This is a genomic window from Mesorhizobium sp. B3-2-1, assembly GCF_006439515.1.
Lineage (GTDB): Bacteria > Pseudomonadota > Alphaproteobacteria > Rhizobiales > Rhizobiaceae > Mesorhizobium.
This window is the reverse complement of the sequence record NZ_VFTI01000055.1, coordinates 1-16303: the sequence shown is the minus strand read 5'-3', so window position 1 is coordinate 16303 and position 16303 is coordinate 1. Positions and strand designations below refer to the sequence as shown.

The 16303-nt window shown below is 57.6% G+C and carries 16 protein-coding genes; 5 read left to right on the top strand and 11 right to left on the bottom strand.

The features are described 5' to 3' along the window. Positions 1-143: 143 nt before the first annotated feature. Positions 144-407, bottom strand: coding sequence for a hypothetical protein (locus FJW08_RS31790; protein ID WP_140764539.1), 264 nt, complete (start codon positions 405-407; stop codon positions 144-146). After that, complete coding sequence (locus FJW08_RS31785; RefSeq protein ID WP_140813705.1) at positions 407-706, bottom strand: hypothetical protein; 300 nt, start codon at positions 704-706, stop codon at positions 407-409. Before FJW08_RS31785 ends, FJW08_RS31790 begins: the two co-directional genes overlap by 1 nt. A gap of 106 nt (positions 707-812) precedes the next feature. On the opposite strand from FJW08_RS31785, the gene FJW08_RS31780 reads away from it, so the two are divergent. The 4 genes from FJW08_RS31780 to FJW08_RS31765 all read left to right on the top strand — a co-directional run bounded on the left by FJW08_RS31780 (position 813) and on the right by FJW08_RS31765 (position 3615). Beyond that, positions 813-1037 carry a hypothetical protein gene (locus FJW08_RS31780; protein WP_140764533.1) on the top strand — a complete coding sequence of 75 codons (225 nt, stop codon included), beginning with the start codon at positions 813-815 and terminating at the stop codon, positions 1035-1037. Further along, positions 1037-1498 carry a hypothetical protein gene (locus FJW08_RS31775; RefSeq protein WP_140764531.1) on the top strand — a complete coding sequence of 154 codons (462 nt, stop codon included), beginning with the start codon at positions 1037-1039 and terminating at the stop codon, positions 1496-1498. The genes FJW08_RS31780 and FJW08_RS31775 overlap by 1 nt, the downstream gene beginning before the upstream one ends. 14 nt (positions 1499-1512) lie before the next feature. Beyond that, positions 1513-1854 (top strand): hypothetical protein, encoded by a 342-nt coding sequence (locus FJW08_RS31770; RefSeq protein ID WP_140813704.1) that lies wholly within the window; start codon positions 1513-1515, stop codon positions 1852-1854. A gap of 108 nt (positions 1855-1962) precedes the next feature. After that, a complete protein-coding gene (locus tag FJW08_RS31765) occupies positions 1963-3615 on the top strand; it encodes a glycosyltransferase family 2 protein (protein WP_140813703.1) in 1653 nt (550 codons plus the stop codon). Between the two features lie 42 nt (positions 3616-3657). Here FJW08_RS31765 and FJW08_RS31760 read toward each other — a convergent pair whose 3' ends face one another. From FJW08_RS31760 to FJW08_RS31710, 8 genes are all read right to left on the bottom strand, one after another. After that, the gene (locus tag FJW08_RS31760; RefSeq protein WP_181183106.1) at positions 3658-4650 is read right to left on the bottom strand and encodes a polysaccharide deacetylase family protein; all 993 of its coding nucleotides are present in this window, start codon (positions 4648-4650) and stop codon (positions 3658-3660) included. Between the two features lie 4 nt (positions 4651-4654). Then, the gene (locus FJW08_RS31755; protein ID WP_181183105.1) at positions 4655-5293 is read right to left on the bottom strand and encodes a class I SAM-dependent methyltransferase; all 639 of its coding nucleotides are present in this window, start codon (positions 5291-5293) and stop codon (positions 4655-4657) included. 414 nt (positions 5294-5707) lie between these two features. Continuing rightward, positions 5708-6385 (bottom strand): hypothetical protein, encoded by a 678-nt coding sequence (locus FJW08_RS33190; protein WP_246682681.1) that lies wholly within the window; start codon positions 6383-6385, stop codon positions 5708-5710. 443 nt (positions 6386-6828) lie between these two features. After that, the gene (locus FJW08_RS31745; protein WP_140765619.1) at positions 6829-8076 is read right to left on the bottom strand and encodes an ABC transporter ATP-binding protein; all 1248 of its coding nucleotides are present in this window, start codon (positions 8074-8076) and stop codon (positions 6829-6831) included. Between the two features lie 14 nt (positions 8077-8090). After that, on the bottom strand, positions 8091-8924 hold the full coding sequence (locus tag FJW08_RS31740) for an ABC transporter permease (RefSeq protein WP_140813700.1): 834 nt from the start codon (positions 8922-8924) through the stop codon (positions 8091-8093). Positions 8925-9530: 606 nt separating this feature from the next. Beyond that, the gene (locus FJW08_RS31735; protein WP_246682680.1) at positions 9531-9677 is read right to left on the bottom strand and encodes a plasmid partitioning protein RepB C-terminal domain-containing protein; all 147 of its coding nucleotides are present in this window, start codon (positions 9675-9677) and stop codon (positions 9531-9533) included. Between the two features lie 849 nt (positions 9678-10526). Further along, complete coding sequence (locus FJW08_RS31725) at positions 10527-11099, bottom strand: TMEM175 family protein (protein ID WP_140813699.1); 573 nt, start codon at positions 11097-11099, stop codon at positions 10527-10529. Between the two features lie 1633 nt (positions 11100-12732). After that, positions 12733-13047: a DUF982 domain-containing protein gene (locus FJW08_RS31710; protein WP_140813696.1), complete on the bottom strand. Its 315-nt coding sequence runs from the start codon at positions 13045-13047 to the stop codon at positions 12733-12735. A 1691-nt stretch (positions 13048-14738) separates the two neighbouring features. On the opposite strand from FJW08_RS31710, the gene FJW08_RS31700 reads away from it, so the two are divergent. Further along, positions 14739-15221, top strand: a complete 483-nt coding sequence (locus FJW08_RS31700) for a low affinity iron permease family protein (protein WP_140813695.1) — start codon at positions 14739-14741, stop codon at positions 15219-15221. 104 nt (positions 15222-15325) lie between these two features. Here FJW08_RS31700 and FJW08_RS31695 read toward each other — a convergent pair whose 3' ends face one another. Continuing rightward, on the bottom strand, positions 15326-15766 hold the full coding sequence (locus tag FJW08_RS31695; protein WP_140813694.1) for an ion channel: 441 nt from the start codon (positions 15764-15766) through the stop codon (positions 15326-15328). Between the last annotated feature and the right edge of the window lie 537 nt (positions 15767-16303).

Sequence of the window (16303 nt, the reverse complement as noted above, 5' to 3'; positions counted from 1 at the left end):
GGTGGACAAGGACCATTTCATCAAGATCGAGCCGGACGAGATCAAGAAACTCAAGTTGACATCGGCGCACACGCTCGGCCGCTTTCGGCCGGGGCGCTCTCAGTGGAGACTATGCGACCCGAAAGCTCGTGACACGGCGGCGCCTATTCCATGTCTGGGACATCGCCACTGACGAACAGCGTTGTGGGCGGACCGTAATCGCCTAATGCAGGGTCGGCATCTCGGCTCCACGCGATCACGCCGCCATGCGTCGAAGCGAGCGCCTTGGCTGTCCTGATCGCGCGCTCCTCGCTTTGCTGATCAGTCGGGCCATAGGCCGTGAACAGTTCGCCATCTTCGCCGCGGTCGAAGGCCACGACAACGATGAGTTTCGGCTTTTTCTGGGAAGGCAGGCCGTGGTCGGACATCAATCCACCAACTCAAGGAATTGATAGTTCTCCGGCGCCGCATCACTTGGCCAGTCAGCGCAGCACGCCATGATTGCCGCCTTGTTGGCGCCCATCCAGATCGCCGCCGCCACATCCTCGTCCTCCGTGGGTGCTTCATCATCGTCAAAGCTGGAATCGTCCCAGTTTTCGAGCGCGAACATCCCATCCGTTGCCTCTTCAGCGGATATTCCCGCTGCGGCAAGGACAGCTTTGGCCGCTTCGATGCCGCGGTGCTTCTCTTCCGGCGAAGCGCCTTTGATTTCCAGCTGAAGCCTCATAACTCGCCTCCCGCGGCCAATCTGGTCAACAGTGAACGAAATGAGAACAAAAAGTCAAGAGCGGCCTTGACGAGGCAGGAATATGTTCCTTATTCCTGAAAGACATATGAGCAGGAAAGGCTATGGGAAAGCGCCAGAACGCCCGGGCGGCGAAGCTATGTCGGAGTTGGAAACCGCGGCGCAGCCGGCCATCGCCGCAGCCGGCGGCGACTCCGTACTCGCACTGCTGCACGTTCTATCCAGGAACACTGAACTCGAGCGTGAGCTCGCGCTGTCGCGCGCGGCAGTTTCCAACGGCTTCTCTCGCGGCTGGCACAAGGGACGGACCTGATGGCGAATCCGGCCGAGGACAATTTCCGCATCGAAGTCTGGGACAGGGAGGAAAAGACCCATCTCGAAACGATTTCAACGTCCCCGGATGCGACAGTCAGCCAAGCCGCCTGGCAGGCTGCAATTCGCCGTCGACCCGGCACGCTGCTGATCCACTACAACAGCCGGCATGTCATGGAAAAAATCTTGACGCCTGGGGAGGTGAAGATCCCGCCACGGGCAATTGTTGACGGAAGCATTCATGCCGGTCTGGACGTCTCCCTCGGGGACTTACGCGAATGGCACAAGCTGCGGGCGTGGTGCAAGACTTGCTCCCATCACGCCGAGGTGAAGGCGGCTGCGCTGATCGGGCGATACGGGAAGGACGCGCTATTCAGTACCGTTGAGCGGGCGCTTCTCTGCACGAGCTGCGATCGAGGTGGCCCGGTGAGACTGGAAATACACAGACTTCCCCGGAACTGAGAGGATGTTCAAAATTGCACGATCTGATCACTTTCTTCCAGACCAATGCGGCTCTGGTGATCGCTAACCCTATAGCCTTTATGACTTTCGCAGCTCTTTTTGGAGGCGGAGGGTTCATCGTTGGCCGCTACTTTTTGACAGAGCGCATCGCAAACTTGGAAAGCCGCATCGCGAGGCGTGATGACGAAATCGAAGCCCTGAAAATTGGACGTAAGCGGAAGATTGAAGAGCCGTCACTGATCCCAATAAAAGGCACTTCGGCAATTGACAACGATGCAACGCCGTTGTTGGGAAAATGGCCGGATCGGCGCCGGTCAGGAACACTGTCTGCACCACCACGTCAACGACGCGGCTAACCATCTGGTTGTTTAGGCTCGGTCGCCCTTAAATTCTGAAGCGATCGATTGACGGCGCACTCTCCCTACCGGGCCTGCTAAAGCAGGTCGTTGCTGCGGAAGCTGACGGTGTCGGCTGCCTTTTTCCATCTTGAACCGCCCCCAGAAAAAGTTAACATTCTACCGCTTGGTTGCCGCCGCGAAGGCGCGCTCACCATCCTGTTCGCGATCCTCGAAAGGTCACGAAGCACCTGGATGCCTTTGGACAGGACCACTATGCCGCAGGTTTCCATAGTCATCCCCGTCCACAATCAACCCATGCTAATCCTCGAAGCAGTGGCTTCACTTAAGGCGCAATCCGTCGCCGACTGGGAAGCCATTCTCGTTGACGATGGGTCTACCGATGAAACACCCGCCGTGCTTCAGAATCTCGCGTCCCAAGACGCCAGAATTTCGGTCTGGTTGCAGACGCAGCAAGGTGCTGCTTCGGCCAGAAACACGGGAGCGGCAAAAGCAAAGGCAGATTGGCTGCTTTTTCTCGACAGCGACGACTGGCTTGCTCCTAATGCCCTTGGCTCGCTATTGCGCGCTGCCGGCCAGGATGTGCACCTTGTGCACGCCTTAGGCCTTCGCGTGTGCGGGGACCACAGCCAGGATCCATCGCAGGTGCACCTTCCCGGGGGCGACTTATTCCATCGCCTTGCATCAACGGCCACGTTTATGGTCCACGCATGCATTTTGAAAAACTCGACCTTTCACGAGCTTGGCGGTTTTGATGAAACATTGATGGGCTGCGCAGACTGGGATCTCTGGCAACGTGTCATCCGGTCTGGCGCCCGCTGCATGGGCGTTGATGACTTCGTGGCCTTTTACCGACAAACAGAATCCTCGCTCAGTACCTTCTACGAGCAGGAGTTTCGAGACGGTCTCATCGTCATCGCCCGTGGGCACGGCCCCGATCCCCGAGTTCCCAGACCCCATCCCATGTATGCCGAAGGCGTATCGCCTGCAGAGTTCCCCGCTGCGGCATATCGCTTTGCCAGTTGGCTGGCGGGTCTTGCAGTCGCACGCAAGCACTCAACTCAGGGCATCCTGAGGGGGATGCAAGCTCTTCCTGCCGAGCCCTTGTCAGCTTCTGATATCGGAGCGGCTTTGTTCGACGCCATTCCCATCGGATTAGGCGACTTCAGACCCAATTGGGAAGGCTGCTGGCCTACACTGAAACCTCACCTTCAAGAGTTCATACAGAGAATTGGCACGATTGCCCGCTGTGGGCCTTCTTTCGTGACCGAAGTGCTGGACCATACAGAACGTCTCGCCGCTACCGCTAATGCGTCCGACAGCATAGGCGTTGTTGGAAGTGTGGCCTCGCGGATTGTCCGAATTCCCGGGGCCATTCCGCAGATCGATCTTGGCCCAGATATCAGGTCTTTCATTGCCGTCGTTCGTTCCGATCGAGGCGATGTCGGGCAGTTGGAAGTCCTCGTCGACCAGAGTTTCTCCAATGGCCGTGTTAGGGAGATGATCATCGATCGGTACTTGCGAGAAGTATTGTTGAATTACTTAAAAATATTTCCTTTTTCGATAATTTTTGGAACGGCTACTCATTTAGTCGTTCAGAAGGAACTTATCTCAGCTTTGGCTAGGCTTATACGAGAGCGCTCGGTGGGCCCTTTGCTCAAGAAGCAGATCTGCCAAGCTTTGGTGGCGCAGGCTTTCGTGCTTCCGATCGTCGAGACAGGCAAGATCTCGCCCCGACTTGAAGGCCGGCTCACGAGCTGAACAATAACGCTGCGACCGCGCTGCCGAACATGGGCTTGTGCATCAATTTGCCCCGAGATGTCCAACAATGCTCTCGTTTGTCATCATGATCCGCGGCAGCACCAGAGGGAGGTCTGTGTTCGCCACAGTTCTGGGGTAGGCCGACACGGCGCAGACCAGCCCCGACTCTATTGCGCATTCGATGGTCAGGTCGGAATAGTCGCCATAGGGGTAGGCGAATGTGGGACATGGGCGGCACGACAGGTCCTCGCACGTCCGGCGACTTTGTTGGATCTCCTTCAGCTGGATGTGCCGATCCCACAATGGGAGAGAGACGTGGGTTTCTGTGTGACCTGAAATGTCCAAGCGCGACCTTCGCGAGAGCAGTCGGGCTTCATCAATCGTCATAGGTCGGTGGCTGGTTCGAGGCGCCAAGTCACTGCCGACCTGGCGAGCGAGTGATTCGATTGCTTGGTATTGCACATCAAGTGAGACCGGCTTCAGAACTTCCCAAAGCTTGAGATAAGCGTGCTCGCGCGCAGTTCGAGGCGGCTCCTGCATAGCTCGCCACCCTCGGCCCAATTGGTAATCATCGGCGTGTTCACCCAGATCAACATGAGCCTCGCGACCGGCGACGACCATGGAGGCTGGTCCTGCTGCCCTAGGATCGAAGATAACCCGTTCGAGAGCATCGTTCCAGAACTCGTCGGTTTTGCCGAGCATGGACGTTGCCAGAAAGAACGTAGCTGGAAGACCGAGCGTTTCCAGGATAGGCGCCGCGATTAAGGCATTGCACGCGTAGCCGTCGTCGAAAGTAATGGCTGCAGCGTCAGGTGGAAGGCTTCCTTCAATGTGCCTCGATGCGAACTCTAGCAACGGCAGCACACGTCTCGTCTTTCCGAGGTCCAGGACCTGCTTCTCGAAATTGGTTGGCGAAACGGCGAGTTCCCAGGGATCCAAGTCCGTTGCCGCGATGCGATGGTACATCAGGATCACCGGCTTCAAGGCATGGCGACGCAAAACGCCCTGCAGCTTTGTCTTGAGCGTCCAAGCCATCCTATTAGCCCTTTGTGGCGCATATCCCGATGGTGACAGGAAAGTGATGGTCCCGCTCGTGCAGCATTTCTGGCTTGAGCTCTTCCGCGGCAATACCTTCGAGAAAGCATACCGCAGAGCAGACGTTCCCGTAGACAGCAATATGCGTCGAGTTCGCCCCAAAGACATCCGAGAACAATCGGCGAGCTGAAGCTTCCGTCAGCGACCAATACCACGTTTCATATTCCTGATGATGATCAATGGGCGTCAGGCCTGGCACCGTCACAAGCACGGTTCCGCCGCTCTTGAGGAGCCGGAACAGCGCAGAAACGGCCCCCTGCAGATCAAAGATGAGATGCAGGGTTTGGGTCAGTACGATCGCATCGAACTTATCGTTCCACTCTGCGCTCAGGTTCGTGAGGTCGCCGACGATCGTCGCTCGAGTGTTTTCAGGACGCAAGTCGACGATATCACGCTGTGTCGTTTTCGGTCCTCCGAAGCGAGCCGTGTAATCGTCATCGACGACTTCAAGCGTTCTACCGTGGATACTTGACGCGTGTTCCGCCAGAAATCTCTCGATGTAGATCCGATCAATTGGTGTTCCGCGATCATACCCGAAATCTCGGCTGACCGGATCAGTCCGCCCGAAGTCGCCGAAGCGCACCTTTCCGACGCCAGGCGGCCCATATCTCATTAGCCGCCTCAATCGTCTCTTGACAATTTCTGGCAAGATGCGATGGGCAAACATCCTGCATTTTGCGTAGCGAACTCCCCGGGCGCTCTCAGGCATCACATACCGTCGGGTCCTGCCAAGAGGTTTCACGCCTTGGCTTCGCGCTACTGGACTGCGGCTCTAAGCGGTGAGCGGCGTACCTTGGTCATCGACCTAGCTCCAAGATGTGCGAACTCGGCCGATCACGTTTCGACGTGATTTGAAACCGATGTTAGGAGTGTCAGTCGCGGGGCGCAAGACCGTCGTAACCTGGCGAGTGACCGCGCCTTAGGAAAATGGTACGCCCATAGGAAGGCCATGGAAATTCCCACTGTCATTTTGGCTATGCCATAGAGGCCGCCCTGGTCAATTTGCGATGCCGGGGATCAGGATGCAGGCGAGCGCGCGCGAAGCCTCTGTAAATGATACAACACCGATCGACACTCCATAGGGCCTGGGTAAGCTTGTCAGCAGCCCGTCGACAAGTCGCTTGCGCGGCAATTCCAATAGAAGGAGTTCATCTTGAGCGGTAAATTCAAAGTTAGCGTCGTTATTTGTACGTACAATAATTCGTCTGTTCTCGATCGAACTCTGGATCGTTTGGCGCGGCAATACTGCCGTGATCGATCTTGGGAAGTGCTCGTTGTTGACAACAATTGCACAGATGACACCCAGCTTGTTGTTGAGCGCCACAAGAACGCCAAGCGGATAGGACAGCTGAGTGTCGTGAGAGAACGCCAGCAGGGATTGACGCCTGCGCGCCAGCGCGGCGTCAGGGAAACGGCCGGTGAGTGGCTGGCCTTGGTCGACGATGACTGCCTGCTCGATGAAAGCTGGCTGGCGAACGCAATAGCTTTCGCTGATGCACATCCGCGGTGCGGAGCCTTCGGCGGGGTTGTCAGGCCCTACTGGGAGAACGGCGCCGAGCCGCTTCCCAAAGCCGTGGGCTGGACTTTGGCCTGCCAGGACCATGGGCTCGAAGCATGCCGGATTTGGGGGCTGGTCGGAGCCGGGATCGTCCTGCGCCGCGCCGCCCTCGATCAAACAGGCTGGATCGAAACGCCTTTTCTCGCTGACCGCATTGGGCGAAGGCTTGTTTCGGGGGGCGACACGGAGATCAGCCTTCGGATTTCAGCGTGCGGGTGGGATCTATGGTACACGCCCGATTGCGTAATTGATCACATTATCCCCGCCTTCCGGACCACGCCAAGTTACCTAAAACGGCTGGCGTTCGGCCTTGGCATCTCGCAGGTACTTGTGGACGCCTTGGTCTGGGAGAGAGGTTTTGCATCCTGCGTTGGGCAATACGTCCGCTCCGCGTTACGTCAGACGCTTCATGCCGCACACGCCGTGATACTCGATCGGATCAGCGGTCGCGATCGGCGGCCTTCATTCATCAATCTGTATTTCGCCCTAGGAATTTGGGCCGGCATCGGGCGACTAGCCTGCAATCGATCGCTGGTTGGCGCAATAAGTCGTTCTTCCCGTCAAGTTTCGACCTCGAACTTGTAGACGCAGGGGATTAGGCCTTCCGCGGGAAGAACCCTTCCATCAGGTCCGCCCGGCCTAAGGACCTCGACCCGGCAGGCGTGGTGGACGTGATCCAGGATGTCACCTGCAAGGTAGTCACCTGATCTTTGTCCCATCCAGAGTTCGAGGCCGTACGTTCCCGGCAGCAAATGCAACTGATCGATCGTGACAGTCACGCGGTTCTGGCCAGCGCGCAGCCGGCAGGCATTCCCCAGTAATGCTGTATCTGCATTGACCAGTTTCAGGCCCGAAAGGCTATTGATAACCACGGCAAGACTGTCCACGTCGATGTCGTCTTCAGCTTCAATGTCAAGCGTGCAACGGGCCGGCCCATCGGTGCAGATCTGACCCGACGAAGAAGGGTTCCCACTATCGATGGAGATGCCGAGGAAGCGGGCTTTGCCATTGCCGGTCCGAGGTGCCGCGGTAACATCAATTCGATTGCTCGATCCCGCGAAGTCACCCGCCGAGGCGAGATAAGACGTCACGACCTCTCGCGTTTCGCCGAGGGCCTTCACTGATCCGGATTCGAGCCAAAGGCAGCGGGAACACAGCCGATTGACCGTATCCATGTTATGGCTCACCAGAAGCACCGTTCTCCCCCCCTTCGTAACGAGGCTTTCGATCTTGGACAGGGACTTGCGTTGGAAGCGCGAGTCCCCAACCGACAAGACCTCGTCGAGAATGAGAATATCCGGATCGAGGTGGACGGCCACCGCGAAGGCCAAGCGAACGAACATACCACTCGAATAGCGTTTTACAGGTACATCGAGAAAGCGCTCTATCTCAGCGAAGGCGACGATCTCCTCAAAGCGCCTGTCCAGTTCCGCCTTCGACATGCCGAGAATGGCGCCGCTCAGGTAGATATTGTCCCGTCCGGTAAGGTCCCCGTGAAAGCCGGCACCAACCTCGAGCAGGGCGCCCACGCGGCCGCGGATGCGGACTTCTCCCGCCGACGGATCTGTAATGCGCGAGAGAATCTTGAGGAGAGTTGACTTGCCTGCCCCGTTGAGGCCTATGAGGCCGACGACTTCGCCCGCCTCGATCGACAGCGACACGCCGCGAAGTGCCCAGTATTGCGTGCCCTGCGCCTCGGACGCTTCGCCCCGGCCAAGCCACGCTCCGACACTCTCACGCAGCGATGTCGGTCGAGGATGCAAATCGTACCGCTTGGACAGGTTCTTGATCTCGATCGCTGGATTCATGGGATCTGTCTCGGTCAGGCCAAATCGACCGCAGTGCGGGATGCTCTCTCGAAGGCGAGAAGCCCCACCAGAAACAGGCCTAAGCTGATCGCTACCGACACGGCCGACTGAATTGCCGATACAGCTGGGGTATTGAGTGCGAGCGACCTCATGTTCTCGACGATCACGGCAAGGGGGTTGAACCAGGGGAGCCAGCGAAGGTGAGCCGGGAGGCTAGACAACGGCACGAATACCAAGGAGGCGAACATGGCGATCAGGAGCACGTATTGCATGGCGTGGACGAGATCACGATAGCGTGCCGCAAGCGAGGCCACACAAAGGCCTGCCCCCAGCGTGAAAACGACGAGTTCGACGAATAGGACAGGAATGAGGATGATCCGCCAGGAGTGCGATGTCCACACCCCGCTGACGTGGTAAGTGATTAGAACAATTAAGAAAAGGCTAGTCTGAATGGCCAGTGCGACCAGGTTCGACAGACCCACGGCCAACGGAACTGAGCTGCGAGGAAAATAGACCTTCTGGAACAGGTCGGCGTTGTTGACGAATGTGGCCCCGACCGAGCCGAAGGTCTGGGAGAAATAAAACCAAGGCGCGAGGCTGCAGAGATTGAAGAGAAACGGCGGGACGCCTTCCGTCGCGACACCGGCACCGCCGTTTATAGCGACCGACAGGACGATTGCCATCACAATCGGCTGGATGGCGAACCAAAGCGGCCCTAGCATCGTCTGAGCGTATTTGGTGACGAGGTCGCGGCGTACGAGCAGCATGACAAGGTCCCGTGATTGCCACAATTCGCGCCAGTCGATCCACTCCCATCCTGCACGGACTCGAATGCGCGTTTCTTTCACGCTTAGGCCGCCTTACAGCGTGGCATCCGGTCACGCTCGGCGCGACAAGCCTGGTACGCCGACAGAACAGACTGTCCGATCAGCTCGATCACGTCCGCTGTTGCAGCCTGCCATTCGCCTTTAGGAACATAGATGTTACCGCAGCCCATATTCGGGAGTGAGCGGAAATCTTTGAACTCGTTATTCCAAAACAGAATCCCAATTCTTCCCATCAATGTCGGACCCGATGCCCGCACCACCCGAGGTTGGCAGCCTCCACCGGTCGTGCATCCTAGCTTAGCCGAAAGCGACAATGGCCTTCTCAACCTCGTTGATAACCGACCGCTGGTGCGCCCTGGGCGGCGTGAGGCGCAGGCCGCCAACATGGTCCTTCGCGAGATCCAATTAGCCTATTTTTCTATCTTGACCAATATGAAAATAGGCAGAGCCCCTTTCCGACCAGTTTGCTGTCCCCACTCGTCATGCGCGTTTCGCTCCCGCCCTGAACGAACAGAAGCGGTCTCGGCACGGCTGAATTTCCGGTTCTGTCGCGAACTGAATGGCAACCTGTTTCCGGCATGAGGACTCTCGATTTTCCGGGAGTTCTCGACGTTCAAGGGCCGCGGCCTAACGCGCGGACTGGTTTGGCTCTGTCATTTTTTGAAATTCTGAAAGTGTTTCCGGGAAATTATGCGCCAGGTATCGGACCACTCGCGCATTTTCCAAAAGTCGGGTGAGATAGCCGGTCGCCACCACCAGATCGAGCGACGACATCCTCGTGTCCAGCATCGATCGCAGTTTCAAGAGCAGCGACCGCACCTATGGCGCTATCCGAACAGAGTTCGGAGCTTCTCCGAAATGGTCACGAAAACTCTTCGAAAGTGCGACGGCGATTCGAAGCCGCAGGCAATGGCAATCTCAAGGATTCGAAGATCGGTGGTGTCTAGCAGCTGACGCGCGCGCGAGAGGCGAAGGTTCAAATAGTGGCGGCTGGGGGTGGTTGATAGATAGCTGTGAAACAGGCGCTCCAGCTGTCGGCGCGATGTACCGATCTTGGTCGCTATCGCGTTCAATAGTTTGCTCGAGATTGCCCTCCATCAGCCGAATGGCCTCGATTAACTTGGCACTGGTTCCGGCCAGTCGCAGACTAGCGGGCATGGCAGGGGAGGAGCCTCCCTCGCGTGCGTGGTCCGTGCTCATGTACCGACAGACGGCGCCTGCCAGCTCAAGACCGGCTTCCTTCTCGATGGTGTCGATCATCATATCGAAGGCCGCGAAGCCGCCAGAGCACGTGACAAAAGCTCCGTCTCTCACGACGAGCGCAGTTTCAACCCTGATGTCATCGAAACGCGGAATTGGCCGGTGAAGGATCGAGTGAATGGACCACTTCGGCATTGTTCGGACGCGCGAGATTGCTAAATGCATAGGCGTCGCAAGAGAGCCCAAGTCGCCTGAAGGGTGGCGTTCAGCGTTAGCAACGATGGAAACCGAGCGAAGCGCCAAGACGGCTATCCTCAGACAAGTGCGGACATGCTCGGAATGGCTCGTTCGGGACGGTCAAGCCTCGATGTGCTCGGCCCCGCCGCCACGCCGCACAATACGCCGGATTCTGGCCGTACCTTGTCAGCCCCGCGCCTGGGGCTTGAGATAGACTGCCAGGCAACAAATACAGATCCCCAGTCCGACGATTGGGTAGTTCAATGCCAGGATAGCTGCGAGCCCAAAAAGGCTGAGCGTAATCACGGCACGCAGGCGCATGAGCCGCCGCACTTCTGGCGACACCTCGTTCTCGGGGATCGGATCAATGAGCTCGCGGATCAACAACAGATATGTCAGGTTAACCAGGAAAAACACGGTCGCATAGAAGGCGACCGGCTGCGGTGCCAACTCACTTACAGCCATCCATGCCGTGGCCAGGGGGAGCAGCGAGACTGAGAACAGATGCGCGAAATTGTACCACATCAAGGACGCCGTGCTCTCTTTCGCGTGGCGCAAGAGATGATGGTGGTTCGCCCAGACGATGGCTATGAAGAGATAACTCACAGCGTAGCTAAGCAAGGTTTCCCACGACGCCAGAAGGGCCTTGAAGGTCGGCACTTCCGGCGGGCGCAAATCCAAAACTAGAACAGTTATCAGAACTGCGAACACGCCATCGGAAAATGCGTTCAGCCGTTCCAGCCCTGATGAAGGTAGCACCTGCGTCCCCCGTTTATTCCTGAGCTAATGTTACCGTGTTCCAAGCGCTGCTCAATAGACCCGCCGGCTTCATCGGTTTGGGACGCCCGCGCTGCCACCGGGACGACGGGCTATGGGAGCTGCCCTGACCTATGCTGAGGGGATCAGATCATTGTATCGGTTGGCCAATTACGGACCATGAGCCATATCGCGAATGCGATCCTGGCCAAAACAGCAAGGTATTCGGGGATGAGCCGAGCAAAGAAGCATAAACGACCGCTTCCAGAAAACGGCAGTTCAGGACTTAGGTTCGGCGGCCATATAGTCACTCCATCCGCAACCAACGCTGTGGTCATTCGTTGACCTACGCTGCTTGATCCCAGCACAGTCTAGAACTTGCCCGCTGCCGAGAGGGGGCGGGGCTTTTTTGCATTTCTTAGCTGGCCCGGCCAACGGGCTCAGGTCCCGGGTAGTTGGCAAGTTGCTGACGGAAAGGACGCAACTCTTCCTCGCCACAAGCGCCCTAAAGCTCTACCGGTCTTGTTTCGGAAGTCCTCCATTACCGACCCCAAAGGCCAGATCACCAGAGATGCAAACCCGATGACAAGCACCTTTGTCGTTGACGTTCACGTCCAGTATTTGGCTGGCGAGCCGAAAGGCCACATCGTTACGGAAGTTCACGACGCGGTTCCTGGCGATCCTGCCGAATAGGCGGCAGTCCTTAGCTAGCCATCGCACTTCGTTTAACGGCGAACGGCAAGGCCGATTTGTCTGATTCGTACCATTTCACTACGCTGGCTTGCGAGCTGCTTCACAAGGGTTACGTTTCGTTTTCGCCATGGAGCATTTGCCATGAATGCCTCGATGAATCGAAAATCCTGATCCAAGCCACCAAGGAAAAGCACGCCAGCTGGCTTGTGGACAAAACCGGCATCACCCTCAGCCAAGCACGCGAGCTTATCGACTTGCTCGGGCTAGGCAGTCTGCCATCGCTGGTGCGCGAAGCGCTCTTGCTGGCGAAAAGGTAGCCGAAGGCTGCTTGGTGCGTTTGACCGCACTTATCTGGGGCGTGCTGCGAGGGGGGTGAACGGCTGGGAACCAAACCGTCATTGGCCTGTTATCTCCGCAACGAGGAGATGTTCCCTCAACTCCTAGCGAAATGGCCCGCTGCACTCTCCCAAGACAGCGGGCTTTCCTAATGTTGGAACCCGAGCTCTCGACCTTGTTTATGGATTGAAAAAAGGAGGCGCATGTGGAACCAAAGTCATCACGCGATGTGCCAGGTCCAGGGCCCAGAAAGGACAAAGGCCGGGACACCCGGGAAGCCGTCGTCAAAACGCCCGAGAAGACGAACGGCTGGGACCGTGATGCCGTGCACGGAAATGGCGACACGATCGACATTCAGCCTGAGCCGGGCGTGGAGTCGAAATAGCCGCCCCGGCACGCTGCCGAACGCGGCAGGTTTTTTGCTATGCGCGGGGACAGCCTGAACAAATGCGAACGCAGCGCTCTCCCGATGTTCCTTTGCGCTGTTGGCCAAGTGCAAACTTGGTCGGCCCGCGCTTTTCCACCGAGGGGCACGGGCGGCTTGCAGTTGCAGGGCTGGACGCGCTGCGGCGCTTGCTGCTCAAACCGAGTACGGCGGCTGGCGATCCTAGCCGTAGATCGAGCTTGTCAGCGCGTCTAGGAGGCTGAGGCCCTTGCTTGGCTGGCCTGAAACAACCATGTCCTGATCTCTTGCGGCTTTGACAAAGGCCTCGAACGCGATGGATTGCCGGCAAGTGCCTGCCTGAGCCTCATCGAGCAAACGCAACGCCTGTCGATAGGAATGCATTTCCTTGTTCTTCCACGCCCCATTCATTGCCGCTCTGGCTTCGGCCACCGACGAGATGGCACTGGTTTCGAAGTTCACAAACTTAATCTGCACAGGTAGGAAAGCAGCCAAGATCAACCCCTCTTTCACGGTCACAAGGTCTTCAAAACTTCACAGAGTGAGATTGGTTGCAGTCGCTTCGAATTTTATTACAGAACGGCCCTTGCTCGGCGCCGAACTGGTGTCGCAGGCGGCTGACCAGACTCGCTTGAGCAAGGCAAATTTTGCCGCCGCGCAGGTAAAGCGAGGAGCACCGCCATGAAGAAAACCTACGGGAAGCCTGTTCTGACCAGGCGTGAGCGTTTGTCCGCTGTTACGGCCGCGATCCCGCCGTCGGTTATCATCCTCACTTCGCCCGGCTAACGAGTCGCGTTGCTACGAAGAGGCCCGCTGGCTCCGGCCGGCGGGCTTTTTGCTTTTCAGGAGCGTTTGAGGCTTCGGAATTCAGCCGCTCATGCCTCGGCTGCTCGTGCCCGATCACCTGACGCAGATCGTGCACGTCCATCGACTGTCCGCAGATGTTGCACTTATAGAAATTGGTCACCCTCGTCGGAGAGCTCCTGCGGCTTGCGCTTGATGGACGGTCTGAAAGCTTCGTCATGGGGCCTGGCTTATCTAATCACCTGCTCGACAGGATTTGACCCTGCAGTGTCCGAGCTGCAGAGCCAAGCTGGTTAGGGAGGGCTCCTGGGTAAAGTCCCTTGCGATATTCACATGCGAGCGATGCGGTCAGAAGGTACTTCCAGCGAGAAGCTTGAGATTTTTAGGCTGGGCGCCTCCAACTGAGTGGGCCGGACTTAAGCGGAACTTAATATGCGCGGCCGGCTTGTTTAGGCATGAGCACGCGCGGAGTCGATTTTCTTGACAAGTGGCCAGGCAGCAACCTGTCTGGGCTTGCCAGTTCAAACGTGATTTCGGTTGCGGAGGCTATTCAGGAGCTCTTTGCCGACGCGAAGGCAGTTGGGATCAGCAGCACCGAATCGAGGAAGAGATTGGCAGCGTTTATGAAGCGATGTTCGACGCCATCGTGCACCATGACGCTGGGTTCCCGGATTGGCGCTCAATCCCGAGTTGGCGGAAATAGGCGCTGCATCGTCTTCTGCCGAACTGCCGTCTTGCAGGAAATCTAGATTTGTGACGTATGAAACCGAACACAACGACCCTCGAACGCGCGTTTGAACTGGCCCGGTCTGGCAAGCTAAGCGATGTGGAAAGCCTCCGTCGTCAGCTGAAATCGGAGGGTTACGACTTGAGCCAGTTACAAGGCCGTTCCCTCGTCAGGCAGTTGAGGACAGTCTTAAAGTCCTCGGCACCCCTGTCTCAGAGACCAAGGCTCGGTAGGCGCCGTTTGAGCGATTGATCAAGCCGGCGCGATCACAGATATCAAGCGCGCCACCTAATGGAACCGTTTCGTGCCGATGCGCATTGACGGTCGAGTTCAACGGAGGGTAGCGCTGTGTCCATCATCGGTAGCATCACCGGCATTTTCTCTTCGAACGAGGAAGCCGCGAAGAAGGTGCCTGCGAAGAAGCCCGCCCGTAAGAAGGCTACAAAGAAAGCAGCGACTGCGAAGGCGAGCGCGGCAAAAAAAACTGGAGCTGCACCCGCTATGGCAGCCCACTCAAAGGACTCTGCTTCCAGGGCTAAATCTAGTCAGCCCAAATCGGCCGCTAAGAAAAATGCGGCTGGCCGTTGAGGCAAAAGAACCCCGCTTCTGAACTGACCCCGTAAAGTTGGACACAACGTTCGGGGGTCAGTTCATTCGGCGGTTGGGCCGGGGGCGGTGAATAGAAAAGACATTCGGAAGGATCGCTGACGCTGTCGCTCGCGGGGCAGGCCGGCCGATCACCTTCACCCTTTGCATGGCTTTGATCGCGGTCTGGGGTTTCTCTGGCCCTTTCCTCGGTTTTTCGGAAACCTGGCAGCTCATCATCAACACCTCGACGACGATTGTCACCTTCCTGATGGTTTTCCTGATCCAGAATACGCAGAATCGAGATGGGGCAGCGGTCCAGGCAAAGCTTGACGAGCTGGTGCGCGTGAGTACGGGCGAGAACAGCTTCATCGGGATAGACCATTTAGCGGCGGCCGAAGTCGAAGACATCCGGTCTACCTCTAAGGCCGCAGTTGCCCGCGCTCAATCACCGGAAACCGGCAGGCAAAGTGGGGAAGGCGGAAGGAAAGATAACGTCGCCAACGGCAAGCTCGAAACACCTCACAATCCCAAGAGAAACGGCACCAAAGCCGCTCGCCATTCATGGGCTGACTGAATTCCTGCTGGCGACGTCATTCCTCCTGCAGCCAGGGTTGATCAAGGACACCGCGGATTGGTTGTTGCCTCCCGATCGAATCCGACCGCGACGCTTTCCGCTCTCTACCTCCTCTTCCAAAAATTCTCCATGGAGAGGTAAGTGAACGAGGCCGTCCAGCTTAATAGCACCAGACCGGTGAGCGCCTCAGAGGAGGCAATCAGTCGCATCGGACCCTCGGCCCTGATGTCACCGACGCCCAGCGTTGTATAGTTGGTGATGGAGAAATACAGGAAGTCGATCCAGCCATCGGGGATTTTGCCGACGATTTCGCCCAATAGCCCGTAGCTATGGAGGCCCCAGAAGACGAAACCGTAGAATGTAATCTCGACAGTATGCGCGGCAAGCGCTCCAAAGATAACGATCAGCAATCGTCCTCGGCTCGGAAATCCGCCGACCTCGGCTGACCGGGCAGAGCTTGCGACCATTTTGAAGGCCTCGTAGTGGACGAGAACGCACGCGATTGCCAGAACGAGCGATACGAGACTGACTGCGATGACGTTCATGATGATGCACCGTCTGAGTAAGGCTTCGTGTTGATCGCGCGAATCGGTGCTTTTGAGAAGATCTGATTTCTGCGGTGCGGGCTGATTGCCTCGTCCGACTCGCCCCCACGCCGCCGACAAACTCGTCGACCGCCGGCGAGCGTGCTGGTTTCGTTGGGAATTCGAGGATCGTCGCGGGCTCCCAGGCACTCCATGCCAGAAGACCTGACTCTACATGCCCAGTCGGCAAAGTGCGGAAGATCCGTCGACAGGCGTGGCCCGCGCCCCAGAAGGCGCGGGCCGGCCAAGCTGCCCGCGTGGCCAGCAGCAAAGGGACTATGGCTGCGTTCGCCCGAACTTGCCGCGCGTCCGGCTGTTCCCAGCCGGGAAAGATAAAACTTTCTGCAGCTGGCTCCACGCGGATTTGGACAATTGCTGTGGGCCCACCTCACTGGCGGCGAACCAGGCCCGGCCAAGTCTTGGGGCCTGACCAGCAGCGTGGGAGCTGCCGCCCTTCGAACCAGTCTAAGAATAACGGGTTCCCGCACGGTGGCATGA

Coding starts and splice junctions, on each gene's coding strand:
- FJW08_RS31790 (WP_140764539.1), bottom strand. CDS start 407: ATGTCCGACCACGGCCTGCCTTCCCAGAAAAAGCCGAAACTCATCGTT.
- FJW08_RS31785 (WP_140813705.1), bottom strand. CDS start 706: ATGAGGCTTCAGCTGGAAATCAAAGGCGCTTCGCCGGAAGAGAAGCAC.
- FJW08_RS31780 (WP_140764533.1), top strand. CDS start 813: ATGAGCAGGAAAGGCTATGGGAAAGCGCCAGAACGCCCGGGCGGCGAA.
- FJW08_RS31775 (WP_140764531.1), top strand. CDS start 1,037: ATGGCGAATCCGGCCGAGGACAATTTCCGCATCGAAGTCTGGGACAGG.
- FJW08_RS31760 (WP_181183106.1), bottom strand. CDS start 4,650: ATGGCTTGGACGCTCAAGACAAAGCTGCAGGGCGTTTTGCGTCGCCAT.
- FJW08_RS31745 (WP_140765619.1), bottom strand. CDS start 8,076: ATGAATCCAGCGATCGAGATCAAGAACCTGTCCAAGCGGTACGATTTG.
- FJW08_RS31735 (WP_246682680.1), bottom strand. CDS start 9,677: ATGTCGTCGCTCGATCTGGTGGTGGCGACCGGCTATCTCACCCGACTT.
- FJW08_RS31695 (WP_140813694.1), bottom strand. CDS start 15,766: ATGAACGTCATCGCAGTCAGTCTCGTATCGCTCGTTCTGGCAATCGCG.